21 protein-coding genes and 1 other RNA gene are annotated in these 24,151 nt (G+C 64.2%); 10 read left to right on the top strand and 12 right to left on the bottom strand.

Translation table 11 applies throughout. The features are described from left to right. Complete coding sequence (gene grpE, locus JN531_RS15070) at positions 1-555, bottom strand: nucleotide exchange factor GrpE (RefSeq protein WP_228349672.1); 555 nt, start codon at positions 553-555, stop codon at positions 1-3. Between the two features lie 114 nt (positions 556-669). After that, positions 670-1,701: a heat-inducible transcriptional repressor HrcA gene (gene hrcA, locus JN531_RS15075; protein ID WP_228349673.1), complete on the bottom strand. Its 1,032-nt coding sequence runs from the start codon at positions 1,699-1,701 to the stop codon at positions 670-672. 138 nt (positions 1,702-1,839) lie between these two features. Between hrcA and JN531_RS15080 the strand changes: the two genes are divergently transcribed. Continuing rightward, on the top strand, positions 1,840-2,715 hold the full coding sequence (locus JN531_RS15080; protein WP_228349674.1) for an NAD(+) kinase: 876 nt from the start codon (positions 1,840-1,842) through the stop codon (positions 2,713-2,715). Between the two features lie 7 nt (positions 2,716-2,722). Then, positions 2,723-4,402 (top strand): DNA repair protein RecN, encoded by a 1,680-nt coding sequence (gene recN, locus JN531_RS15085; protein ID WP_228349675.1) that lies wholly within the window; start codon positions 2,723-2,725, stop codon positions 4,400-4,402. A gap of 13 nt (positions 4,403-4,415) precedes the next feature. Here recN and fur read toward each other — a convergent pair whose 3' ends face one another. Beyond that, positions 4,416-4,820, bottom strand: coding sequence for a ferric iron uptake transcriptional regulator (fur, locus tag JN531_RS15090; protein ID WP_228349676.1), 405 nt, complete (start codon positions 4,818-4,820; stop codon positions 4,416-4,418). 100 nt (positions 4,821-4,920) lie between these two features. On the opposite strand from fur, the gene JN531_RS15095 reads away from it, so the two are divergent. Continuing rightward, entirely contained in the window at positions 4,921-5,346 is a 426-nt protein-coding gene (locus tag JN531_RS15095; protein ID WP_228349677.1) for an outer membrane protein assembly factor BamE, read from the top strand. 4 nt (positions 5,347-5,350) lie between these two features. Here JN531_RS15095 and JN531_RS15100 read toward each other — a convergent pair whose 3' ends face one another. Continuing rightward, the gene (locus JN531_RS15100) at positions 5,351-5,644 is read right to left on the bottom strand and encodes an RnfH family protein (RefSeq protein WP_228349678.1); all 294 of its coding nucleotides are present in this window, start codon (positions 5,642-5,644) and stop codon (positions 5,351-5,353) included. 38 nt (positions 5,645-5,682) lie between these two features. Further along, complete coding sequence (locus JN531_RS15105) at positions 5,683-7,065, bottom strand: sodium-dependent transporter (RefSeq protein ID WP_228349679.1); 1,383 nt, start codon at positions 7,063-7,065, stop codon at positions 5,683-5,685. A gap of 70 nt (positions 7,066-7,135) precedes the next feature. Between JN531_RS15105 and smpB the strand changes: the two genes are divergently transcribed. Both smpB and ssrA read left to right on the top strand, forming a co-directional pair. Then, a complete protein-coding gene (smpB, locus tag JN531_RS15110) occupies positions 7,136-7,615 on the top strand; it encodes an SsrA-binding protein SmpB (RefSeq protein ID WP_228349680.1) in 480 nt (159 codons plus the stop codon). A gap of 159 nt (positions 7,616-7,774) precedes the next feature. Continuing rightward, positions 7,775-8,128: a transfer-messenger RNA gene (gene ssrA, locus JN531_RS15115) on the top strand. A gap of 55 nt (positions 8,129-8,183) precedes the next feature. Here the strand turns inward: ssrA and JN531_RS15120 are convergent. Beyond that, positions 8,184-9,095 carry a metal-dependent hydrolase gene (locus JN531_RS15120; RefSeq protein WP_228349681.1) on the bottom strand — a complete coding sequence of 304 codons (912 nt, stop codon included), beginning with the start codon at positions 9,093-9,095 and terminating at the stop codon, positions 8,184-8,186. Positions 9,096-9,133: 38 nt separating this feature from the next. Beyond that, entirely contained in the window at positions 9,134-9,790 is a 657-nt protein-coding gene (locus tag JN531_RS15125; RefSeq protein ID WP_228349682.1) for a TetR/AcrR family transcriptional regulator, read from the bottom strand. An 89-nt stretch (positions 9,791-9,879) separates the two neighbouring features. Between JN531_RS15125 and JN531_RS15130 the strand changes: the two genes are divergently transcribed. The 3 genes from JN531_RS15130 (at position 9,880) to JN531_RS15140 (ending at position 14,617) form a co-directional block, all read left to right on the top strand. Continuing rightward, the gene (locus JN531_RS15130; RefSeq protein ID WP_228349683.1) at positions 9,880-10,371 is read left to right on the top strand and encodes a styrene oxide isomerase; all 492 of its coding nucleotides are present in this window, start codon (positions 9,880-9,882) and stop codon (positions 10,369-10,371) included. Beyond that, positions 10,368-11,339, top strand: coding sequence for an ester cyclase (locus JN531_RS15135; protein WP_228349684.1), 972 nt, complete (start codon positions 10,368-10,370; stop codon positions 11,337-11,339). Before JN531_RS15130 ends, JN531_RS15135 begins: the two co-directional genes overlap by 4 nt. Positions 11,340-11,509: 170 nt before the next feature. Then, complete coding sequence (locus JN531_RS15140; RefSeq protein ID WP_228349685.1) at positions 11,510-14,617, top strand: efflux RND transporter permease subunit; 3,108 nt, start codon at positions 11,510-11,512, stop codon at positions 14,615-14,617. An 18-nt stretch (positions 14,618-14,635) separates the two neighbouring features. Here JN531_RS15140 and JN531_RS15145 read toward each other — a convergent pair whose 3' ends face one another. The 3 genes from JN531_RS15145 to JN531_RS15155 form a co-directional block, all read right to left on the bottom strand. After that, positions 14,636-15,883: a DUF445 family protein gene (locus JN531_RS15145; protein WP_228349686.1), complete on the bottom strand. Its 1,248-nt coding sequence runs from the start codon at positions 15,881-15,883 to the stop codon at positions 14,636-14,638. Further along, positions 15,883-16,620, bottom strand: coding sequence for an Abi-alpha family protein (locus tag JN531_RS15150; protein WP_228349687.1), 738 nt, complete (start codon positions 16,618-16,620; stop codon positions 15,883-15,885). Before JN531_RS15150 ends, JN531_RS15145 begins: the two co-directional genes overlap by 1 nt. 85 nt (positions 16,621-16,705) lie before the next feature. Continuing rightward, entirely contained in the window at positions 16,706-18,871 is a 2,166-nt protein-coding gene (locus tag JN531_RS15155) for a DUF1302 domain-containing protein (RefSeq protein WP_228349688.1), read from the bottom strand. Positions 18,872-19,062: 191 nt separating this feature from the next. Here JN531_RS15155 and JN531_RS15160 point away from each other — a divergent pair, with 191 nt between their 5' ends. Together JN531_RS15160 and JN531_RS15165 are read left to right on the top strand one after the other, a co-directional pair. Continuing rightward, positions 19,063-20,109 carry an AraC family transcriptional regulator gene (locus JN531_RS15160; RefSeq protein ID WP_228349689.1) on the top strand — a complete coding sequence of 349 codons (1,047 nt, stop codon included), beginning with the start codon at positions 19,063-19,065 and terminating at the stop codon, positions 20,107-20,109. Between the two features lie 85 nt (positions 20,110-20,194). Further along, positions 20,195-21,610 (top strand): DUF1329 domain-containing protein, encoded by a 1,416-nt coding sequence (locus tag JN531_RS15165; RefSeq protein WP_228349690.1) that lies wholly within the window; start codon positions 20,195-20,197, stop codon positions 21,608-21,610. A gap of 64 nt (positions 21,611-21,674) precedes the next feature. Here JN531_RS15165 and JN531_RS15170 read toward each other — a convergent pair whose 3' ends face one another. Then, on the bottom strand, positions 21,675-22,145 hold the full coding sequence (locus JN531_RS15170; RefSeq protein ID WP_228349691.1) for an SRPBCC family protein: 471 nt from the start codon (positions 22,143-22,145) through the stop codon (positions 21,675-21,677). Positions 22,146-22,224: 79 nt separating this feature from the next. Beyond that, positions 22,225-24,015 carry a long-chain-acyl-CoA synthetase gene (locus JN531_RS15175; RefSeq protein WP_228349692.1) on the bottom strand — a complete coding sequence of 597 codons (1,791 nt, stop codon included), beginning with the start codon at positions 24,013-24,015 and terminating at the stop codon, positions 22,225-22,227. Positions 24,016-24,151: the final 136 nt, after the last annotated feature.

The following is a 24,151-nucleotide window of genomic DNA, read 5'->3' on the forward strand; positions in this document are numbered from 1 at the left end:
TCAGTCGCCGCCGGCGTCGCCGTTGGTCGGCGCTTTGGCAACGACCACCATGGCCGGTCGCAGGAGACGCCCGTGCAGGAGGTAGCCCTTCTGCATCACCGAAAGCACATGGTTGGGGGCAACGTCCGCGCTTTCGATCATGCTCATGGCCTGATGCGCCTCAGGGTCGAACGGCTGTCCGCCAGGGTCGACCACGGTAACGCCCTGCTTCTCCAGAAGGCTGCCGAACTGTTTGTGGGTCAGGGCCATTCCATCGGTCAACGCCTGGATCTGGGCCTCCGGGCGCGTCGCGGCCTTGAGACCCAACTCAAGTGAATCGACCACGCTCAACAGGTCCCGCAGCAGGCTCTCGGCGGCGAACCTGGCCGTGTTCTGGGCCTCACGCTCCAGCCGCCTGCGGGTGTTGTCGAGCTCGGCGGCAGCACGTAATTGGGCCTCGCGTGACTGCTCGGCACGAGCCTCAGCGTCCGCCAGCGCCTGCTCCAGGGCGGTGATACGGTCAGAGGTGTCGGCGGCTTCCGGTACGGGTTCGTTGGGGACGTCGTTCTGGCTCATGCGTCTGGGCGGGTCCGAAGAGGGCGCCCCCGAGATGGAGCGCCGCAGCGATGAATGGGACCAGAACACTGGGGTCGCCGCGCCAAGATTCAAGGGCAGCCGCCCAAAAGGACCTCAATCGAGCCCACGGGAGAGGATGCGGGCCGTCTCGCGCACGAGGGGGATGATCCGCTGATAGGCCATGCGGGTGGGGCCGATGACGCCCAGCATGCCGGCCACCTGCCCTTCGACGTAATACGGGGAGGTCACCACGGCCATTTCATCGAGCACCCGGTAGCCGGACTCGTCTCCGATGAATACCTGCACCCCGTCGGCGCCAAGACACTGGTCGAACAGCGTCAACAGATCGCGTTTGCGGTCGAGCGCGTCGAACAGGCCCCGCAGCCGCTGCACATCTGCCAACTCCTGGAATCCGAACAGATTGGCGCCCCCCGCGTGGACGAAGTCCTTGTGGTCGGCCGCCTCGAAGCACTGGCCCGCCATCTGCGCAGCCTCGCGCAGCACGTGATTGACCTCGTTCTGGGCATCGACGGCTTCATCCAGCAGGGCGCGGCGCAGGTCGACCAGATTACGACCGGCAAATCGCTCATTGAGCGCATTGGCATACTGCGCCAGCTCATCGGCCCCGTAGGCGCGATCCATCTGCAGGACCCGGTTCTGCACCTCGTGCTGGTTCACCACCAGAATCGCCAGCACCCGCTGATCGGACAACGGCAGGAACTCGATTCGGCGCAGCACCGCCAGGTTGCGCCGCGGCAGGGTCACCACACCGGCCATCCGCGAAAGCTGCGAAAGCAGGCTGCTGGCGGTCTGCACCAGGTCCTGCGGGCTGCCGTTGCGACTGCGACCGAATTCGGCCTCCAGCTCGGCCCGCGATCCGTCATCGAGTGGCTCCGGCGACAACAGACTGTCGACAAAGTATCGGTAGCCGCGCTGGGTCGGGATGCGGCCGGCTGACGTGTGCGGCGAGGCGACAAAGCCGAGGTCGTCGAGATCGGCCATCACATTGCGAATGGTCGCGGCCGACAGGCCCAGCCCCGCAGCGCGCGACAGGGTGCGCGAACCGACCGGCAGTCCGTCTTGAATATAGCGCTGGATCAGCAGCTTGAGCAGCTCTTCCGCGCGGCTGTTCAACACCTCACTCATGTCTCTGCCAGTGGTTGCGTCATGGCTGACGCTAGCGAAAGGCACCCGGCGCCGCAAGCGCGACGTCGGCAGGTGCCGGTGTTGCAGGCGGTGTGAAATACTGGAGGCCCTCTATTGCCGCACTGACTTCTCCGCTGAATGACCGCGTTCAACCGTATCGGTGTCATCGCCAAGCAGGATGCCCGTGCCACCGAGACGGCCACGCAACTGTTGGCCTATCTCGAGCAGGCCGGGCGCCAGGTTCTGCTCGATCAGGTGCTGGCCGGGCGCGTACCGGCCCCTGCCGACCGCTTCCGCGAGCGCGCCGCCCTGGGCGCCGACTGCGACCTGGTGATCGTGGTCGGAGGCGACGGCACCTTGCTGTCGGCCGCCCGCACGCTGGCGCCCTGCGGGGTCCCGATTCTCGGCATCAACCAAGGGCGACTCGGCTTCATGGTCGACGTCCCCCCGGATGACATGGCAACGCACATCGGCCAGGTGCTGGCGGGGGCCTATGTGTCGGAGCAACGGCTGCTGTTGTCGGCCGAGATTGACCGCAACGGGGGGCGTCGCGGCCCCTTTCTGGCGGTCAACGATGTGGTGGTGCGAAACCTTGCGGCCATTCGCATGCTTGAGTTCGAGACCTGGCTCGATGACCAGTTCATCAGCCAGCATCGCGCCGATGGCATGATCGTCAGCTCCCCGACCGGCTCGACTGCGTATGCCCTGTCGGGCGGCGGGCCGGTCTTGCATCCGGGCCTGGAAGCGCTGTCGCTGGTGCCAATCTGTCCACACACGCTGTCAGATCGACCGATCGTGGTCGGCGCCGATCGCGCCGTCCATATCGTGCTGGGCGGGGATGCCAACGCCAGCGCGGCGGTAACGTGCGACGGACAGACGCATGAGGGCCTGCGGCGGGGAGACCGCCTCAGCATCACCCGCGCGCCGTTTCGGCTGCACCTGATTCATCCGCAGCAGTACGACTACTTCAGCATTCTTCGCAGCAAGCTCCACTGGGGCCGGGACCGCGCCTGAGACCCGCATGCTGACAGCCCTCACCATTCGCAACCTCGCCATCATCGAGCAGGTCAGTCTTGAGCTCGATACGGGCTTCACCGTGCTCACCGGTGAAACCGGCGCCGGAAAATCGATCCTGATCGATGCACTCGGCCTCCTGCTCGGTGGGCGCGCAGACACACAACTGGTGCGGGAAGGCAGTGACCGCGCCGAGGTCAGCGGTGAATTCCGGCTGGCCGCCGACAGCGCCGCGCGCGCCTGGCTGGACCAGCAGGCCCTATCCGACCCCGAAGCGCCCGATCAATTGCTGATTCGCCGCGTGGTCTTCACCGAGGGACGGACCCGCGCCTTCGTCAACGGTCACGCGATCAATGCCGGACCCTTGCGTGAACTGGGCGAGCAGCTGATCGAGATCTTCGGGCAATCCGAGTCGCAGACCCTGTTGCGGCCGGAGATTCAGCGGCAACGCCTGGATGCCTTCGCAGACGCGCCGGCCGATCTCGCTGCCGTTGCGGAGTCTGCCGCAGCCGTACACGCCATTGACGCCCGCAGAGCCGCGCTGCAGCAACAGGAAGCGCGCGACCCCAGCCAACTCGAGTTCCTTCGCTACCAGGTCCGTGAGCTGGAGCTGCTCGATCTGCGCCGCGAGACCCTCGACGCACTCGAGCAGGATCAGCGGCGACTGGCGCATGCCGACCAGTTGATCAGTGACGGCGGGCGCGCCCTGGACCTGCTCTACGCCGGCGAGGCTGCCGCCCATGCCCAATTGGGTCAGGCGCTGTCGCGGCTATCGCCGCTGGTGGCGCTGGACCCCGGCTTCGAGGAGGTGGTGCGCCTGGCCGAAAGCGCTCAGGCACATCTGGAAGAGGCTGCCGATGGTCTGCGCCGCCTGCTGGATCGACTCGATCTCGACCCGGCGCAGCTGGCAGAGGTCGAACGTCAACTCGGCGCCGTGCACGACCTCGCCCGCAAGCATCGGATCAAGGCAGAGGCGCTCGCAGATCACCTCGAACAACTGCAGCGCTCACTTGCCGACAGCGAGGGCGCGTCGGCAGCGCTCGAGGCCCTCGATCGAGAACGGGTGCTGGCCGAACAACGTTACCGGAGTGCTGCCGACAGACTGAGCGCGACACGCCAGCAGGCGGCCGCCGCCCTGGCCGATGAAGCAACCGCGCTGGTCCGCCAATTGGGAATGCCCAACGCGCGGCTGGAGGTGTCGGTGACACGGCTCCCCGACGCGCCAGTGCGCCGGACCGGACAGGACGATGTCCGCTTCGATTTCACCGCCAACCCCGGGCAACCACCGCGAGCCCTGGCGCGGGTGGCGAGCGGAGGCGAACTGTCACGGATCTCGCTGGCGCTGCAAGTGGTCATCACCCAGGACCGCAGTGCCGGCACCCTGATTTTCGACGAGGTCGATGCTGGCATCAGCGGCGGCACCGCCGAGATCGTCGGGCAACAGTTGCGCGCCCTAGGCAGCCACCGTCAGGTGCTGTGTGTCACCCATCTGGCACAGGTGGCGGCGCAGGCACGCCAGCACTTCGGCATCCGCAAGCAGGTCGAAGGTGACCAGACCTTCACCCGGGTTGAACCGCTGGCTGCGAAGGGTCGCATTGACGAGTTGGCCCGGATGCAGGGTGGCGTCGATATCAGCGACAGCGCCCGCCGCCACGCCCGCGAACTGCTGGCGCGCGCCGGCGCTTGAGATCGGCTGCGGCCTACTTCTTCTTCGGCTTCACGTACAGCACGAGATTGTGGTCATGCACTACATAGCCGTGCTTGTCGGCGATCTGTCGCTGCAGTTTTTCAATCTCCTCGCTGACGAACTCGATGACCTTGCCGGAGTCGAGGCAGACCATGTGATCGTGGTGCTCGCCCCGTTCCAGCTCGAACACCGCGTGTCCGCCCTCGAAATTGTGGCGCACCACCAAGCCAGCGGCCTCGAATTGGGTCAGCACCCGGTACACGGTGGCCAGGCCGATTTCTTCATGGGCATCCAGAAGGCGACGGTAGATATCTTCGGCAGACAGGTGCTGCTCAGCGTTCGATTCCAGGATTTCCAGAATCTTCAGGCGAGGCAGGGTGACTTTAAGGCCGGCGTTGCGGAGGTCGGAGGATTCCACCAACGTGCTCGTCAGGAATGTTGCGGTATTATGCCCGCCTCCTCCAATCCGGCAAGCCGATCCGATGCGTTCGTTGATGTGGTCCGCACTTGCAGTGTCCGTGGCGATCATCGCCAGCGGGTGCCAGCTCGTCTACAAACTGCCGACCCGGCAGGGAAATGTCATTGAGCAGAAGAAACTCGACCAGCTCGAAGTGGGCATGACCCGCGAGCAAGTGCGGTTCCTGCTGGGGACGCCGCTGGCAGCCAGTCCGTATGACACCGCGCGCTGGGACTACCTCGGGTACTACCGCTCGCCCCGTGGCACGGAGGCTGAGCGCACGGTTTCGCTGTTCTTCGACGGCGACACCCTGGCACGGATGGAAGGCACGACGCCGATGGGCGCGGAGCGAGCTGTTGAAACCCCCGATCTCGAAGCGGTCGTCGAAGCCGAGGAAAAGGCGCTTCTGGAAGCCGAGCGTGAAGAAAGCGAGGCCGACGGCGCCATCCTCCGGCAGGAAGACCCCGCCGCGCCGGGCGCGCCCTGAAATCTCAGGCCTTTCCCGCGGCGGCCCGCTGTCGACGGACCTCCTTGGGGTCGGCCTTTAGCGGTCGATAGATCTCCACGCGGTCACCGTGGGCGACGCGGTCGTCAAGCCCCACCAGGCGAGCGTGAATCCCCACCCTGTTGTCCCCGTCAAGGGCAATCTCCGGATAGCGCAGCAGCGCCCCCGACTGTTCAATGACTTCGCGCACCGTCGTGCCGGACGGCACGTCGACCTTGAGCACCACCTGCTCTTCCGGCCGTGCGTAGGCCACCTCAACCTGCAACAGATCTCCGCCCACTGACTGTTCTCCTGAATTCATTGACCCCGGCCCGGCCGCTACGGCAGCTGCCAGAGCCCGATCAGCTTTTCCATCACACCAAGCGCCTGCAACAGCAGGACCAGCAGCCCCAACCGGGCCGGATAGCGCAGGCAGAACGACCAGGCCGCGAATCCCCGGCCTTCACCATAGGCCGCCCGGGCCAGTTCGCGCGGGATAATGCGACCGCAAAATACGCAAAGCAACAGACCCGCGACCGGTGCTGCCACCTGCGCCGTCATGAACTGTAGGGCTTCGAAGACGGTGACACCGGCAAAGCGCAAGGGTGTGTCGCCATGGAAGCTGAGCAAGGTCAGCACGCCGAACGCCCAGATGACCACTGACGAGGAGGTGGCAGCGAACACCCGGGTAACCCGCCAGCGTTCCATGGCATAACGGGTCACCGGCTCCAGCAGTGCCACTCCTGAGGCCAGTGTCAGCGTCAGTGCCAGGCCATAAAAGGCGACGCCAACGATTGCGCCTTCGACCCCGACCGGCAATGCCGACGGCAGGCTCTGGAAGATCAACCCGAGCCCCCTTGCCGGCGGCACTGACGCGGCGCCCAGCATCAGGAACAGGGCGCCGCCGAGAATCAAAGAGAACAGTAGATCGAGCGAAATCACTGCCAATGCAGTCCGTACCAGTGGCGTCCGCGTCGGCAGATAGCTGCCGAGCGTGATCATCACGCCGACACCCAGGCTCAGGGTGACGAAGGCCTCCTGGAGCGCTCGCAGCCCGGCAACGAGCCAACCGGCGGTAGGCGCCGATGGCGCCAACCAGGCCAGCAGGCTGTCGCCCGGCAGTCGCCACACCAGCCAGGCCAACAGGAGCAACGCGGTGAGTAGCGCCAGCGGGATCACACGCAAGGCAATTCGCTCGATACCCTCGCGAAAGCCATGGGCAACGACGATACAAGCCATGACCATGAAGATGGTATGCCAGGCGAGGCCCCGCTCCGGCTCGCGCGCGAGCTGCAGAAAGGTCTCGGTCAGCGCCGCCGGTGATATCCCACCCAGGCCACCGGCCGCCGCACGAAAGACATAGCCCAGACTCCATCCCGCCATCACACTGTAGTAGGACAGGATCAGCGCTGCGGATCCCACCATCAGTCCGCCCAGCCACGCCCAGGCCGCGCGCGCACCAGCGGCTTCGGCCAGATGCCGAAGGCCAGTCACCAGATCCTCCCGCATCCATCGCCCAAGCGCCCACTCGGCGACCAGCAAGGGCAACCCCAGTACCAGCATGGCGACCCCATACAAGGCGAGAAACCACACGCCCCCGTTGGCATCGAGCAGGCTCGGCAGCCGGACGAGATTGCCGATACCGACACACGCGCCGACGGCAACCCAGACGAACGCTCGGGTCGACTGCCAGGTGCCAAAACGGCTCTCGCGAATATCCATGCCGGGAGTGTAAGAGCTTGTTGACACAACCGGCAGCCGTGGAGGTGCCCGACGTTCGTATAATCCCCCCATGAAACCAAAAAAGGATGTCGGCGCCGAGAACCGGCAGATCGCGCTGAACCGACGCGCGCGGCACGACTATTTCATCGAAGACACCTATGAGGCCGGATTGGCCCTGCAGGGCTGGGAAGTGAAATCGCTGCGGGCCGGCCGCGCACAGATCGCCGAGGGCTACGTCATCATTCGCCACGGCGAGGCCTTTCTCATTGGTGCCCACATCACCCCCCTGCCCCAGGCCTGCACCCATGAGGTGGCGGAAGCGACCCGAACCCGCAAGCTGCTGTTGCATGGGAAGGAGCTTGCGACACTAATCGGCAAGGTCGAGCGTGCTGGCTATACCCTGGTGCCGCTGGACCTGCACTGGACCCGCGGCCGGGCCAAATTGGCCGTGGGACTGGCCAAGGGCAAGAAGCAGCACGACAAGCGGGCGTCGTTGAAGGAGAAGGACTGGCAACGCCAGAAGGAACGGGTAATGCGGCATGCGAGCTAGGTGCCGGGCACAGCACGCGACTGCTGCGCGGTCGCGGCGCGCATCGCTACGGGCAACGCCAGAAGGAACGGGTGATGCGGCACGCCAGTTGAGTGCGGAGGCCTACCCCAAACGCGCCGCGGAACTTGTTGCTGGCCGTGCTACTCTAAGCTTCACATCGGGGATGACTGGCTTCGACGTCGGTGCCGAAACCCGCGGTGCATGCCGAGCTGCAGATCTGCTCGTTAAACGGTCTGCAAACAAGCTAGTTGCGAACGACGCTAACTACGCCCTCGCCGCTTAATCCGGCGAGCGTCTGACCGGTCGGTGTTGGTACCGCCGAATCAGATGTCGACTCATACCAACTCGCGTTGAGGGTCGCCCTTACCCGATGCGCTAAAACCCCAAGGGGATAAGTGTCTGCGATCCGTGCCGGTCCGGGAGCAGGCGACGAAAACCAAAGATTCGGCTACGCATGTAGATCTGTAGGCGTAAGACTGGCGGACGCGGGTTCAATTCCCGCCATCTCCACCATCTCGATGCAGGCGCCCCGGGCAACCGGGGCGCCTTTTTTTGTCGTGCCGCCCGATCAGCTAGAACAGACGCCCTCAGCGCGGGTGGGAAACGGCACCGGAATCTCGGGATGCCGGGTATCAACAAGCGGCACGCCGTCCGGATGTTGTGCATAGCCACGCAACCACGCCACCACCCATTCGGGATCGCGCTCATGCCGGGGATCATGGCCAGGCATCGCGGCGCGCAGCAGGGCCGGCCCGACATTGACCACGAATCGTCCAAGCCAGCCGGCAAGTCGTAGCCGCGAACGCAGACTGCCCCAACGACCATCGGTACGCAGCATCACCCGGTAGCCACGCATGCTGAAACGCATGACGTCGAGGGAGCCGTGAAATACGCCGAGCATTCGAGCCAGGTAGCCGCTGATTGTGCCGCCGAAACACGCTTGATAGACGTCGAACGCAACCCGCTTGTGTTCGGTCTCTTCCACCATGTGCCACAGCACGAACGACACCACTCTCGGATCGGCATTGCGGAACAGTCGTACCCGATCCTCGACCAGCCAACGGGTGACGCCCATGGTCATCGATTCGAAGCCGGCGGTGTAGGCCATCCGGCAGCGTAGCGACCGTCTGGCGAGGCGCTCGTAGGACAACGCCATCTGCGCCTCGACCTCAGCCAGTGCCGGGTATCGCTGACGTTTCAACAGATCATTGAAACGACGATGCGCACGGAAATGCTGACCCTCCTGCGACATGAAGGCCTGGCCATCCGCCTGTAGCTGCGGGTCGGTACACCCCTCGAGGGCCTCGCGCAACGAACGGATGAGGAAGGGTTCGAGGTAGGGCATCGTCAGCGACGCCCCGTTGAGCATCGCCGCCCATTCGGGCTCGTCGGGGATCCATACCGGATCGAGATCCTCGGGGAATTCGAACGGGATGCGCCGGACCAGCGGCACAACGTGTGTTTCAGTGGGACGATTCATGCCGGATTCTCCTCCAGTCAACGCATTGGACCGACCGCTCAAGAGACGGCCCGATGCTGTGATGCGCGCTCGGCATCGGTCAACGGTGCTTCCAGGCCCTGCATCAGGGTTCGCACCATTTGCGGCACCAGGGTGTCGACATCGCGGCCCATGACGAACTGGCCTGCCACCTGCAGCGACACCAGACCATGGGCACCGGCCCAGAACAGATGGCTGGCGGTGAGCGGGTCCATTGCCAGCCGCAACTCGCCGGCGCGCTGCGCGGCGGCGACCGTACGCGTGCAGACATCGAGCGCGTCACGTTTGGCGACCGCCAATTCCAGTGATCGCGGACCTCCCTCCGGCTCCGGCAACCGGAAGAACATGAGCGCATAGCGTTGAGGCCGCTCGATTCCGGCGCGAATGAAGACTTCTGCCAACGTACGTAACCGCTGGCGTGGCGAACCGTCGGCGCCGATAGCGTCGAGCATGGTGCGTTCGATCCAGCGGAACGCCTGCGCCCGCATCGCGGTCAGCAGGGCATCCTTGCTTGGGAAATAGCGATACGGCGCCGAGTAACTGCATCCCAGCGCAGCGGCGATCTTGCGAAAACTGACCGCTTCGAGCCCCCCGGTTTCGAACAGGGACATCGCCGCTTCGAGGATTTCGCTGCGCCGCTGCTCCACTTGCCGCTCGCTGAAGGACTGTCGTGCCATGCAGAATAGTTGACGGTATTAATTTAATAGTGTCAACCTTTGTCAGATTCGCTTGTCTGCATGACCCATCCACCGGGAGGAGAGCCCTGATGTCGCTGCAGCCCCTGAGTACCCAAGAGCGTGCCCGCATCCTCGGCCCCGCCGCGCTGCTGTTCGCAGCCGCGCTGGTGATCGGCCTGATCTTCACCTTCGAGGTGATCGGACACATTGCCGCCTGGCCGCTGGTACCCCAGCTCGACTTCGACATGCCGGGCACCGAAGCTGCCTGGCGTCGCACCCATCTCGGCGCGTTGATGAATGCCATCGCCATGATCGCGTTCGCTGCGGCGGGATCGGCGCTACGCCTCGGGGAGAGCGGTCGGAAGGTGTACATCATCAGTGTCTGTATCACCGGCTGGGCCAACAGCCTCGGGTTCCTCACCGGCGCGTTGTTCGGGGTTCGGGGTCTGGCCTTCGGCGATGGATGGAGCAACTCACTCAACTACCTGTTCTTCCTGCTCGCGGCGGTGACCGCCTTCGTCCAGAGCTGGCTGTTGTGGCAGGGGGCTCGGGCCGCAGGCCGCGCCGAGAACCAACCATGAGCCCGCTGCGCATCCTGCTCGGGCTGCTGAAGGGGCTGTTCCTGCAGTCCCCTCGCCTACTGCGATTCGCGGAGAGTTTCCTGCAGTCCTGGAACGCCCACGACGCACCAGCCGTACTGGCGCGTGTCGGCGCAGGCGACTACCGCGATCCGCTCAGCCGCGGCGCCTTGAGCGGCGCCGCACTGGAAAGTCACGCACGTGCACTGTTTACGGCATTTCCGGACCTGCGTTTCGTACTCACCGGACCCGTGACCATCGGCCCCGATTCGATCGCCGCCCGCTATCGTCTCGAAGGCACCCACACGGGGCCGCTGCCCGGCGGCCTGGGGATCGAGGCGGTGGCAGCGACCGGCCGCAGGCTGTCGCTGGATGCAACGCTCTTCGTCACCTTCGACGATGACGGGACTCCATGCGTGAACAATCATTTCGATACCGAGTCTCTCGCCGATCAGCTGGGCTTCTACGCCCTGCTGATGCCACGCGAGCAAGGCCATTATCAATTCGGGGCCTTCTATCGGCTGAACAAGGGCAACGTCGCTCCACCCGAAGCCATCGGCATCACCTGGCTGCAGGTTCGCGGCGGAGACGGTCCGTTCGATACCGCCGCACGCGTGACCAATCAGGTTCTCGAAAGCTTCTCGGATCGGCCAGGGTTCATCACCGGCATCATTGGCGCGCGCCCGCCCGACCGTGATGGCAACTCATCAGGCTTTACGCTGTCGGCGTGGGAGAACATCGAGGCGCTGGAAGCCAATCTGCTGCCCAATGAAGACCACCAGCGCGTCGTTCACCAGTTCATGAAGGAGGGCCTCGCGTACGGAACTCATTCGCGGGTCTACAGCCTGGTGCGCGCCAAACCGATGATGATCGCGTGCACCGCTTGCGGAAAGAAGAACAACGCGCACAAGACCAAGCCGCAGTGCTCAGCCTGTGGCGCGGCACTCGAGGCGGCCCCAGCCTACTGGTGAGTTCCCCGCCGCGGGGCACACGCCAGCCATCGAGGATACTGGTGGTGCCCGGGTCAGGCGGACAGCGACCGGACGGAACGCGCGGGTTACCATCGGCGGACAGGGTGTGACGGAATCTTCCGGGACGCCCGCGGTCCATTCCCGTCTCGCACCGTCCAGGAACTCGCCCCGTGTGGCTCTCTGACACCTCGGTCAAACGGCCGGTCTTCGCGACCGTCCTCAATCTGCTGCTGATCGTTTTCGGCATCTTTGCGGCCAGCACCATGTCGGTGCGGGAATACCCGGATATCGATGCGCCGGTGGTTTCGGTCGACACCAATTACCCGGGCGCCTCCGCCGCGGTTGTCGAAACCCAGATCACCCAGATTCTCGAGAACGAACTGGCCGGCATCGAAGGCGTCCGCAGCCTGACCAGCAGTTCGCAGGATGGACGGTCCCGCATCACGGTGGAGTTCGAGACCAACCGCGATATCGATGCCGGCGCCAATGATGTCCGTGACAGGGTATCGCGGGTGCTTGATCGCCTGCCGGAGCAGGCCGAGGCGCCCAGTATTGCCAAGGCGGACTCCGATACCTCCCCGGTGATGTGGTTTGTCCTGACCAGCGACCGGCTCGACAATCTCCAGCTCTCAGACTATGCCGAACGGTATCTGGTCGACAGGCTGTCGACCGTGGAAGGGGTCTCGCAGATTCGACTGGGCGGCGACCGTCGCTATGCGATGCGTGTTTGGCTGGACCGCCAGCAACTGGCCGCCCGTCAACTGACGGTCGAGGACATCGAAGCCGCCCTGCGCAACCAGAACGTCGAGCGCCCGGCGGGACGGGTGGAATCGCTGGACCGCGAATTCACGCTGCGCACCACCCGACCGTTCAGCAAGGCCGCCGATTTCGAGCGTCTGGTCATTCACCAGACTGCCGACGGCTATCCGGTGCGGCTCGGAGACGTCGCCCGTGTCGAGCTGGGCGCCGAGAACCCCCGCGGTTCATTTCGCGCCAACGGCGTGCCTTCACTGGGTATGGGCATCATCAAGACCTCCACCGCCAACACGCTGGCGGTCGCGGACGGCATCAAGGCGGAAATCGAGCGGCTGCGCCCCGGGCTGCCGGAGGGCATGAAGATCGGGCTCAACTATGACGCCTCGGAGTTCATTCAGGGGGCACTGGATGAAGTCGCCAGCACGCTGCTGTACGCAGCGGTGTTCGTCATCAGCGTGATCTTCATTTTTCTCGGCAACGTGCGGGCGACCCTGGTGCCGGCCGTCACCGTACCGATCTCGATCATTACGTCCTTCATTCTGCTGAATCTCTTCGGCTTCTCAATCAACATTCTGACCCTGCTGGCGCTGGTGCTTGCGATCGGTCTGGTCGTCGACGATGCCATCGTCATGGTGGAGAACATTCATCGCCGCCTCGAACTGGGCGAGCCGCCCCTGGTGGCAGCGTATCGAGGCGCCCGCGAGGTCGGCTTCGCTATCATCGCCACCACCGCGGTTCTGGTGGCGGTGTTCACGCCTCTGGCGTTTCTCGATGGCAATGTCGGGCGCCTGTTCCGTGAGTTCGCGCTGGCCATGGCGGCGGCCGTGGCGTCTTCGTCGCTGGTGGCGCTGACCCTGTGTCCAGTGCTGGCCAGCTGGCTGCTGCAACGTCAGCGCGACGACCAGAAGAACCGTTTCCTGCGGGCAATGGACCACAGCTTCGACCGTCTGGCGGCTGCCTACCGTCGCCTGCTGACGAGCATCATTCGCCACGCCTGGGTCGGCGCCGTGGCATTGGCGGTGCTGGCGGGCGGCGCCTGGCTGCTGCTGTCGAATATCCACCAGGAGTTCGCACCTTTCGAAGATCGTGGCGGCTTCTTCGTCAGTGTCACCGGGCCTGAAGGCGCCAGCTTTCCCTACATGGAACGGGTGATGGATCAGGTCGAAGCACCGCTGCTGCAAGGCCTCGATGCCGAGATCAAACGAGTGCTAATCCGGGTTCCGGGATTCGGCGCCGGTGATGAAGTGAGCTCCGGCATCGCCATCGCCACCCTCGACCACTGGGACAACCGGTCCCGCAGCTCCGAAGTCGTCGCCAACGATATCGGCCGTCAGCTCGACAGCCTCACCGACGCACGCGCGGTAACGATCCAGCGCAGCGGTTTTCAGACCCGCTTCGGTCAACCGGTCCAGGTCGCCATTGGCGGCGGCACCTACGACGAGCTCGCCCAGTGGCGGGACCGGGTGTTGGCACGGGCTGCGGAAAATCCCGGGCTGCTGCGGATGGATTCCGACTACAAGGAAACCAAGCCGCAGATCATGCTCGACATTTCGCTGGAGAAAGCCGGTGACCTCGGGGTGCCGGTGCTGCAGATCGCCCAGGCGCTCGAGACCTTCATGGGCGGCCGTCGGGTCACCACCTTCGAGGATGCTGGTGAGGAATACGACATCATCCTTCAGGCCCCCGACGATGCCCGACGGACGCCGAACGTGCTCGACGACATCTACGTACGCTCGCCCCGCACCGGCGCGCTGGTACCCCTGTCGAATCTGGTCTCGCAGCGGGAGAACGCGGCAGCGGCCCGCCTCAACCGGATTGACCGCCTGCGCACGATCACACTGACGGCCAGCCTGGCGCCGGGCTATACACTGGGGGAGGCGCTCGACTATCTCGAGGGCATCATCCGCGAGGAGCTGCCCGAGACAGTGCAGATCAAGTACGCCGGCGAATCACGCGAGTTCCAGGACTCGTCGCAGGCGATCGTCTTCACCTTCGCCATGGCGCTGTTGATCGTCTACCTGGTGCTGGCGGCACAGTTCGAGAGCTTCATCCACCCCCTGGCAATCATGTCGACCGTGCCGCTGGCCATCTTCGGGGCCCTGCTGGCGCTGTGGAGCCTCGACATGTCGCTCAACATCTATTCGCAGATCGGGGTGGTCATGCTGGTCGGCCTGGCGGCCAAGAACGGCATCCTCATCGTCGAGTTCGCCAACCAGCAGCGCGATGCCGGCAAGGCCTTCGATGATGCCCTGCTGGAGGCCGCCGCCATCCGTCTGCGGCCGATCCTGATGACCAGCCTGTCGACGCTGGCCGGCGCGCTGCCGCTGATTCTCGCCAGTGGCGCCGGCAGCGAGGCACGCATCATTCTGGGGGTCGTCATCTTCTTCGGCGTCGCCTTCGCCACCGTGCTGACCCTGCTGGTGGTGCCGTGCTTCTACGCCCTACTCTGCCGTCGAACCGGTTCCCCCGATGCCCGCAGCCGGGCCCTCAACGCCCAGGCCGTTCATCCGGAGGTGATCTGAGCAGCGGGTACAAGCGGCCTAGCCGACGCCCGGAAGAAACATCTGGCCGACCCCGACCAGCATCCCCAGCGCTGCGCCGACCGCAATCAGTAGCCATTCGTCTTCCTTGAACGCCGGCCGCAACATGGCCTCGAAGTCATCCGGCGGCAGCGCCTGCAGCCGGGTGATCAGCGTGTTGCGGATATCCATCGCATCGGTGGCATATGACTCGACACGTCGCAGGTTCATCGGCAGCCGCTCGATGATCTGGCGGACTGCCGCGGTCTTCGCCACCCGATAGCCTTCACTGCCGACGGTGAGCGGCACAAACCGGCGCGCCAACCCGATCTCGGCGTCAATCGCCTGCTGCGCATGACGTTGAATCAGGGCCACCACCCGGTCCGCCTGTGGTCCCTTGAGGATGGACTCGATGATGTTGGCCGGTGTCAGAATCTCGTCCGCCACCAGGTTGCCATAGTCACGGGCCACTTCCTTCTGCCGCTTCATGAACAGTCCCTGAAACGTCACCGGCCCCAATTTGACCGGGTCACGGGGGTTGAAGATCAGGTGCAAGGCGATCCAGTTGGTGGCGTACCCGACCAGCAGGCCGGCGACCGGCAGCTGCCAGGGGGTCTGGAAGATCGTGAAAATCAGCGTCTGGACAACGCCGAACAGAAACCCGAAATAGAGACCGGAGCGACCAATGAACTTGAACTCCGCGTGGCCGGTTTCGAGAAAGATGCGATTGATCAGCGTACGCTCGCGGATCAGTTTGGACACCACCATGTCCTTCAGATTGAACACTTCATGGACATTGCGACGCACATCGCGGGTGATGTCACGCACCACTGCCGGAACCTCGGCCTTCAGGTTGTTCAGCAGCCGCCGCCGGATCACCGCCGGCAGACTGACCCACAGCGTCGGATGATGTTCGTTCATCACCTCGTCGGCGATGTCCTCGACCGCGGCCGTCATCGGCCCTTCCAGCTCGCGGGCGAGGCGTTCGGGGTCGATGCGGGAGAAAATTTCCTCCACCGTGATCAGGTGCTGGGTGATGGTATCGACCGCGATCGACGCCATCTTCCCCGACTTTCGGGGAATGATGCCCTGCCACCCCAGATACGGTGGAATACCGACGAAGCGGATCGGCAGGAACATCATCTTGATCGCCAGCACATTGGTGACATACCCCACCACCGCCGCCATCACCGGCAAGGCGGCATACAGTAGGGGTTTGTCCGCCAGCTCGTGGGCGATCGTGCCCAGCAGGTCGATAACCGCTTGCATCAGCGGGGTGTCGCCGGACGGTCGGCGCAGGCCGCCCGGAACTGTGTCCCCAGCGGCGTGACCCGCAGACTACGTCGGACCAGGCGCGCCTTCTGACCGTCTTCCTCGATCCGGGCACAGACCGCTCGCAGATCTGCACTGGTCTCGATCAACTGATATTGGTCAGCGGCACTGAGCCGTTCGGCGCCAGGTTCCAACAGGCCAGAGGTACAGAGCCGCTGAAGAAAGACTGGCGCCAATTCCGGCGCCCGCATGCCGGCATCATCGCCGGCGGTTGACAGACAGGGGGCGACCCGTTCGCCACCGCTGCCGAGCAGCCGCGATACCGCTTCCACATGAACCACCGGCAAGGCCCGCGGCAGGTTCAGTACATGCGCCGCAAGGCGGGCTTCGTCGGGCAGCATCTGCAGAATCAACTGGGTGAAGAAGGCTTCCTGAGACCGACCCCCAGAGAGCTCGGCCGAGCGTGCCAGACGTTCCTGAAAGCGGGCGGCAGGACTGGGGCGCGGGTGGCTTGCCGGCAGCGCCTGCAGCCCCGGCAGGCTGTCGAGCCGTCGTTTGAGCGCCGTCAGAGCTTGCTGCTCAAGCGCATCCGCCCCCTGGCTGGCCAGCACCCGGGCGGCGTCACGGCCGCTGCGGGCTACGCTGCGGACACTGCGAAACAGTGTACCCAGGCCGCCGCCCGCGGCCTCGCGTTCGGAGGGCGGTTTGAAAGCGGAGTCGCGGGCGTCGTTCATCGGCGTCACAGGTGCAGGCGGGCGCGGACGACCACCTGCCGTCCGCGTGCCGCAGTGTACTGGAGGGCGCCCGACGGGCGCCGGCTCAGAAGTTGAAAACCACGTTCACCAGTGCATTGTCGCGATCGCGTCGGTTGTTGTCGCGGCCGCCACCGGTGAACCAGTTGTAACCGAGGCGCATCGACAGCGCCTGGGTGAACAGGATATCGGTCGACAGCTCGAACTGTTTGCGCCCCTCGACGAAGTTCTGCGACGGAAACGGCGCGATGCCATCGACGTCCCAGCCTGCGATCAACTGGGGTCGGAAGTTCCAGCCGAACACCACGTTGTTGTACTCCCCGCGAATGATGGTGCGCAGCCCCCATGAGAAGTCGTCGGCAAAGCCCTCGGTCTGCTGTGTCGGATTGAGCCGACGGGTGCAATCCTCCACCGGCGTGCCCGGAGATCCCGAGCAATCGGCGCCGGGACTGGCGTGGGTGCGGTACATGACGCTGGTCTCGAACTGCAGCTCGTCACGCGATGGCATGCCCTGCACGTAGGTCGCACCCACTTCGGCGATGACCAGCAACTGGTCGGCGCCAAACGGATTGCTCGATAGCGCCCGGATACCGGTGAACCCGAGCTGGTGGACCTTCATCCGTTCCCAGCCTTCGATGCGCTGACCCGGCGCCACCCGGTCGATCCCCCGGTAAGCCTGCAGGAAGCTGGGAATGCCTTCCTGCGAACTGGGGAAGGTAGCGCTCAGCAATCCGACCAGGCCGGTCGGGTCGAGGTCGACAATATCCAGCCCCACCGCATCCAGCAGGCCCGGCAGGTCGCCCACCAGCGGAGGTGCCGCCAGTTGGTTGGCCGGAAAGGCCGGTTGCAGGCCGGCGAAAATGACATCGGTCAGTTGCACCTGCAGCGGCAGATTGGGGCGGTAGACGTACTCGCCGGCCAGTGACCATTTGCCCACATTGGTGTTGAAGCTGAACCCGAACAGGCGAATGTCTTCGGGATAGGCGAGCGCCAATCCCAGGGTGTCGATGGGTAGCGGCTCGCGATCCGGAGACGGATCACGCCCCGGAATCAGGGTGCCGTTGAAACCCCCGCAATCGAGCAGCGCCTGCACCGCGTTGGCCGAGTCACGGCTGCCATTGCCCTCGACCCGGGTGCAGGAGGCCTCGGTTGCATAGGTCACCACCAACGGCAGACGGCTGTGGTAATTCATGGCGTAGAGGTTGAGCTCGGTGCCGTTGTTGAGCCAATCGGCGTAATAGTTCAGCTTGATGCCGTACTGGCCGCTATCGCTGGGCGTTTCCTCGGGCCGCAGGTTGACGCTGGTGGCGGTGCTGGAGACGCTGCCAATGACCCCTTCCGGCGACAGCCGCTGATCCGGATCTTCGCCGAACTGACCCAGCGAAATGACTGCCGAAGTCCCATTGATCAGATCGAAATCGGAATAGAAGCTACCTGCGGGATCAGGCTGCACTGCCTTCCACTGCAGTTGGTAGAAAGCTTCGGCGGTGACCCCGGCGACGACATCGGTGGAAACCACCACCAGCGGCACCGGCAGGAAGATTTCGTTGAACTCGACCCCCGGGAACCGCAGGAAGGCCTGACTGGGCGGGCTGATTTCGTTGATGCTGTTGATCGCCACCAGGGTGCTCTCGCCCCAGCGGATGTACTGGTTGCCGATGGAGATGGCGCCGAAACGATCGCCGATCTCGAACTGCCGGGAGACGAAGGCCTCGAACAGCTCGACGCCCCGGGCATATACCCCTTCCACATCCTTCGATCGCGGCGTCCGCGCAGGCTGTGCCCGGGTATCGTTGTGACGCTCGTCGAAATTGACGTTCACCGGGTCGTAATAGCCAATGGCACGGAAGCGCCCGGCCCACTCGCCCCAGGTCAGCGACCAATCGGTGACCAGCTTGGTGGTCCCCGCCACCAGATCATGCTTGTCGTAGTTGAGATTGCCGTTGTCCTGGTTGATCGCGCTGAAGGCCCCCGGCGCGTCAATCAGTCGCTGGTTGGGTTCCGGGTCGCCACTGAGCGAAATGCAGCTGTCGCCACCGCAGAGTCCCGACTGCCCGGGGATGTTGAGCTTGCCGATCAGGTCACTGCTCGGGTCCTGCATGCGGATGGCGGCGCCGACGCTGAGGCTGTTCTTGCTGGAACCACGGACCGGGCCCCATTCGAACTCGAACGCCTGCGCCGCAGTGCCGACCATCAACAGGGTGGCGGCAATGGCCGCTCCAAGTCGCTTCATGTCCCTCTCCTCAGTGCCTGACCTTCGTACGGGATTTCGGGCGCTCAAGGCCGCCCTTTCGTTATCATCAATTAAAGTAACAGTGGTACTGTTCGTTTGTCATGGGGGTAGAGCCGCGGCGGCCTGGCGGCGCTGCCATTCCTGGCCAGCCGACACCGCGAAACCGCTCAATCGAGGAGGACAGACACCCAATGCGGGACTCCGGACAACTGCTGTTGCTGATGCATGCGGGCCTGGTCCGGGCCGGGATCGATGTCGACCGCATCTACAACCAGCTCGGCTACAACGCTGAGCAACTGCCCCTGCGCGAGCTGCGCACGCCGCACCAGTTGCAGGTGTTTTTCTGGACCACGGTCGAAGCCGTAACCGAGGATCGCGATATTGGCCTCACGCTCTGCCCGCACCTCCCGCCCTTCCGCGGCGAAGTGCTGGAGTACCTCATGTTCTCGAGCCCGACCATGGCCGAGGGCTGCGAACGGGTCTTCAAGTTTCTCCGCCTGGTCAGCGATGCGCTGCATGTGCGTCTGGTGCACGAGCATGGTCGGGCCCGACTGGTGATCTCCAGCTCGCCGGAACGGGCACCGGTGCTGCGTCATACCGAGATCTGCACCGCCTACGAGATCATCCAGTTTGCCCGCGATGCCAGTGATGGCGAGTTCGCGCCGATTGCGGTCCGACTGACCTGTGACCAACGCTCACCGCTAAAAGCCTATGAATCGGTTTTTGGCTGCCCGGTGGCATTCAGTGCCGCCAGCTGCGAAGTCGATTTCGACCCGACGGTGCTGGCCCGTCCGTCCTCCCGTTGGGACCCGGACCTGCTCAAGGTACATGAAGAGGTTGCCGAGAAGCGCCTCAGCCGCCTTGAGCGCCAGGACCTGATTGAACGGATCGAAAGCGTCATCGCGCGTCGGCTGGAGTTACAGACCTGTGAACTGGAAACGGTCGCGCGCGAGCTCGGAATGCCCGAGCGGCGCCTGAGGTTCGAGCTATCGCAGGCCGGCACCAGCTTTACGCAGTTACTTGCGGAATTCCGCTACCGATTGGCGCGCCGACTGCTCGCTGACACCGAGGAGCCAATCGACAATATCGTCTATCTCACCGGGTTCTCGGAACCCAGCACCTTTTATCGCGCGTTCAAGCGTTGGTCCGGTATGACCCCGGTCCAATACCGCGACCGTAAGCGCGCATTGGTCGAAGCGCCGACAACCAGCGGCGCCCCCGCAAACGACGTCAGCTGACCGACAGACCACTGTGAAACCCGTTTCCGAAACCACCGCGCACCAGACGCGGACCCCGCTACCGATTTAAACGAGGAGAGCACCCATGACCGTTTCACCCCCTTATCGTCAGCTGCTGGCAACCCTGTGTCTGGCACTCCCACTGCCACTGATGGCCGGCGTCAGTGCCGACGAAGCCGCCCGTCTCGGCAAGGATCTGACCCCGACCGGCGCCATCCGCGCTGGCAACGCCGACGGCAGCATCCCCGAGTGGACCGGAAAGTCGAACTTCCCCCAGGAGACCATCGACCTCACCCGCGAGGAGCTGGAACGCCTGCGTACCGGCGACCCCGACGAACTGGAGGCCAAATTCCGAGGCGCCCTGAGTGGAGACCTGCTAACGCCGCAGTTCACCATCACCAAGGACAACATGGCGCAGTACGCCGATAAGCTGACCGATGGTCACAAGGCGATGCTGCAGCAATACCCGTCGTTCCAGATCCCGGTCTACAAGGGCGTGCGAACGGCCTTCTTCCCGGACCGGATCTACGAGGAAACCAAGCTCAATGCCACGCGCGCCGAGCTGATCGGCACCGATTCGGTGAAGGGTGCCAAGATCGGATTCCCGTTCCCGCTACCGAAGAGCGGCGCGGAGGTGATCTGGAACCACAAGATGAAGTTCCGCGGGTCGGCGGCACGGCGATTCAACAACCAGGCGATCGTCAAGCCCGATGGCAGCTACACCATCACCAAGATCATCGAAGACGTGAAATTCAAGTACGCCAATCTCGATGAGCAGGACGATAAATCAAGCAAGATCATTGCCTACTACCTGTCCGAAACCGTTTCGCCGCCGCGTGTCGCCGGACAGCTGACGTTGGTCCATGAGACGGCCGACCAGGCCTCCGGCGGGCGTTCGGCCTGGCTGTTCTCTCCCGGACTCGGCCGCGTCAATCGCGCGCCCGACGTCGGCTATGACAACCCGGCAGTCGGTACCGACAACGAGCAGTACAACGACCAGATCGACGTCTTCAACGGCGCCCTGGATCGCTACAACTGGAAGCTGATCGGCAAGAAGGAAATGTACATCCCCTACAACGCCTACGAGATCAACTCGCCGAAGGTGAAGTACGACGACATCCTCACCCCGTTCCACGTCAACCCCAAATTGACCCGGTTCGAGCTCCATCGCGTCTGGGTGGTGGAGGCCACGCTGAAGGACGGCACCCGTCATAACTTCGCCAAGCGCGTGTTCTACGTCGACGAGGATTCCTGGAGCATCGCGGTGGTTGACTGCTATGACGATCGTGGCGGGCTCTGGAAAGTACAAGAGGCACACCTGCTGACCGCGCCATTCGTCCCGACCACCACCGGGATTCCCGAACTGATCTACGACCTGCAATCGAAGCGCTACTTCGCCACCACGCTGGCGAACGAAGACCAGGTCACCGACTTCGACATCAGCTTCGAGGACCGCCATTTCGAGCCGGGCAACCTGTCACGAATGGCACGTCGTCGCTAGTCGTCGCCACCAAAGAGAAAAGGCACCGCATGCGGTGCCTTTTTTTGTCCCTGGCTTTTGCGGATCAGCGCCGCAAAGCGTCTTCGGTGGCGGCGAGGAAGCGATCCACCAGACTGGTGAACTTGCCCTGGATGAAGGGCGGTGCCACCAAGCGATATACCAGCGGCACGGGCACATCCCGCAACTCACCTTCGACCGAGAAGCTCAAGCGGGTCTGGCTGCCCCCCTCCGGTTGCAGTCGAAACCGCCCGGCAATGCGCGCGTTGCCGTGATCCGGCAGCGGTGCCCAGCGCAGCTCGCCGGCCTCACGGTCCAGTTGGTAGGCGGCGCCATAACTGACGTTGTGGGCAATTTTGGCCATCCGCGAGCCGATGGTCTCCATCTCCCAGACATACTGGAGCTCCCCCAACTTCCGCAATCGCTTCAACTTGGGAAAGCGTTTGATGGTGGACTCCAGATCATCGAGCAACGCCAACGCTTTCGCCGGCGCGGCTTCGATGACCAGGCTGCGCTGGATATTCAGGGGCACTTTCATGACGTGATTCGGCAATGGTTTCCAGCAGTGTGCCGGGCCAGATCAGGGCGGCACATGGCAGCGGCGCGAACCGCAGTTGTCAGCCGCGCCACTCACCACGGTGGATCGCCGCGACATGGTCGGCAGTCAACGGGACATAAGCCTCCGGCGTCCACCGTACCCAGAGCGGATCGACCACCCGCGCCGGATCGAAGCCCTCACGTTTGAGGTCCACCTTGCGGTACTTGAACGTGGCCGTGGTCTCCTGCTCGGCGCGCAACCGCAAGAACAGCGGAATGGCGTAGGCCGGCAGTGCATCGGCCAGATGCCGTGACAGCGCAGCACCGTCCAGACTGCCGGACAGGGTGAGGGCTGCCATCCCGGCGCGACCATCGGCATCGGGAATGGCTACCCCGTAGACAACCGCCTGTTCGATCCCCGGGAAAGCGCCCAGCGCCGCCTCAACCTCGGTGGTGGCGACATTTTCTCCCTTCCAACGGAAGGTATCGCCGACACGATCAACGAACTGGATGTGGCGAAACCCCTGATCGCGCACCAGGTCGCCGGTGTTGAACCAGCAATCACCCGGAGCAAAGACGTTGCGCAACAGCTTCGCCTCACTCGCCTGCGGGTCGGTGTACCCGTCAAACGGCGTTTTCTCGGACACCTCGGTGATCAGCAGGCCGGTGTCGCCAGTAGCCACTTTTCGCATGTAGCCATCGGCACCTCGGCGTGGCTGCTCGGCATCTGCATCGAAGGCCACCACCGCGAACGGCATCGGGCAGAAGCCCGCCGTGCGCTGGACATTGAAGCCGTTGACGAAAGCGAGGTTGGATTCACTGGCACCGTAGAACTCACTGACATTGCGAATGCCGAACCGGTCTTGGAATGCAGCCCAGATTTCCGGACGCAAGCCGTTTCCAATGACCGAATGGACACTGTGATCGCGGTCGCCGGGGGTCGCCGGCCGGTTCAACAGATAGCGGCAGAGCTCACCGATGTAGCAGAACGCGGTGGCGCGGTGCCTGCGAATCTCATCCCAGAACCGCGAAGCACTGAACCGACGTCCCAGCGCAAAGGTGGCTCCGGCGCCGAGTACCGCGCCCCAGCTCACGGTCAGGGCGTTGTTGTGATAGAGCGGCAAGCAACAATACAGCACGTCGTCCGGACCAAGACGCAAACCCATCTGGCCCAGCCCGGCCATACCGCGGAGCCAGCGATAGTGTGTCATCCGCGAGGCTTTCGGGAGGCCTGTCGTACCACTGGTGAAGATATAGAAGCAGGGCTGGTTGGCGGACACCGATTCCAGTTCCGCCGGCTCGCCGTCCTGCGCTTGCGCCAGCAGCGGCGCCAGTTGCAGTGCGCCGTTCGGGGCGTCCGCGCCGTCCCACAGGACAGGCGGCGTGTCCCCCCCGACCGATTGCCAGGCCTCAGCGCACTCGGCACCAACCAGCGCCAACTTCGGCGATGTCAGTTTGAGACTGTGCCGCAACACCTCACCACGTTGCTGATGATTGACCATCGCAGCCACCGCCCCAAGCTTGACGATACCGGCAACAGCCGCCAGCACCAACGGCCGATTTTCGACCAGCACCGCCACCACGTCGCCCGCACCGATGCCCTGCTGCCGCAACACGTCTGCCAGCCGATTGGCCCAGGCATTGAACTGCGCATAGGTCCAGACCTCATCTTCGAAGCGCAGCGCCGGCGCATCCGGCCGACGCTCGGCATGGGTCTGCAGCAGCCGCCCGATGCTCCGGGGTGAATCCGGCTTGAGCGTCGCCAACCCCCATAGGCCCTTGAGCAGGCGAGGGGTCGTCGGAATGCCCGTCAACGCACCACGGCAGAGGGCGGAGAAGCGGATTCGATCAGTCGGAGTGGCAGCGGCCATGCGGAAATGCTCCTGTAAGAAGTACAGGTCAGATTGTGGCAGGACCCAGGCGCAGGTCCAGCACCGCAGGGACGCAGCCGCCGTCGGCGCTGCCAATGGCGCTGCGATCCGGCGCCCTGCGGGGTATTCTGTACGG

The sequence above is a fragment of the Flagellatimonas centrodinii genome (assembly GCF_016918765.2).
GTDB lineage: Bacteria > Pseudomonadota > Gammaproteobacteria > Nevskiales > Nevskiaceae > Polycyclovorans > Polycyclovorans centrodinii.

Coding starts and splice junctions, on each gene's coding strand:
- grpE (WP_228349672.1), bottom strand. CDS start 555: ATGAGCCAGAACGACGTCCCCAACGAACCCGTACCGGAAGCCGCCGAC.
- hrcA (WP_228349673.1), bottom strand. CDS start 1,701: ATGAGTGAGGTGTTGAACAGCCGCGCGGAAGAGCTGCTCAAGCTGCTG.
- JN531_RS15080 (WP_228349674.1), top strand. CDS start 1,840: ATGACCGCGTTCAACCGTATCGGTGTCATCGCCAAGCAGGATGCCCGT.
- recN (WP_228349675.1), top strand. CDS start 2,723: ATGCTGACAGCCCTCACCATTCGCAACCTCGCCATCATCGAGCAGGTC.
- JN531_RS15105 (WP_228349679.1), bottom strand. CDS start 7,065: ATGGATATTCGCGAGAGCCGTTTTGGCACCTGGCAGTCGACCCGAGCG.
- smpB (WP_228349680.1), top strand. CDS start 7,136: ATGAAACCAAAAAAGGATGTCGGCGCCGAGAACCGGCAGATCGCGCTG.
- JN531_RS15120 (WP_228349681.1), bottom strand. CDS start 9,095: ATGAATCGTCCCACTGAAACACACGTTGTGCCGCTGGTCCGGCGCATC.
- JN531_RS15125 (WP_228349682.1), bottom strand. CDS start 9,790: ATGGCACGACAGTCCTTCAGCGAGCGGCAAGTGGAGCAGCGGCGCAGC.
- JN531_RS15130 (WP_228349683.1), top strand. CDS start 9,880: ATGTCGCTGCAGCCCCTGAGTACCCAAGAGCGTGCCCGCATCCTCGGC.
- JN531_RS15135 (WP_228349684.1), top strand. CDS start 10,368: ATGAGCCCGCTGCGCATCCTGCTCGGGCTGCTGAAGGGGCTGTTCCTG.
- JN531_RS15145 (WP_228349686.1), bottom strand. CDS start 15,883: ATGCAAGCGGTTATCGACCTGCTGGGCACGATCGCCCACGAGCTGGCG.
- JN531_RS15150 (WP_228349687.1), bottom strand. CDS start 16,620: ATGAACGACGCCCGCGACTCCGCTTTCAAACCGCCCTCCGAACGCGAG.
- JN531_RS15155 (WP_228349688.1), bottom strand. CDS start 18,871: ATGAAGCGACTTGGAGCGGCCATTGCCGCCACCCTGTTGATGGTCGGC.
- JN531_RS15160 (WP_228349689.1), top strand. CDS start 19,063: ATGCGGGACTCCGGACAACTGCTGTTGCTGATGCATGCGGGCCTGGTC.
- JN531_RS15165 (WP_228349690.1), top strand. CDS start 20,195: ATGACCGTTTCACCCCCTTATCGTCAGCTGCTGGCAACCCTGTGTCTG.
- JN531_RS15170 (WP_228349691.1), bottom strand. CDS start 22,145: ATGAAAGTGCCCCTGAATATCCAGCGCAGCCTGGTCATCGAAGCCGCG.
- JN531_RS15175 (WP_228349692.1), bottom strand. CDS start 24,015: ATGGCCGCTGCCACTCCGACTGATCGAATCCGCTTCTCCGCCCTCTGC.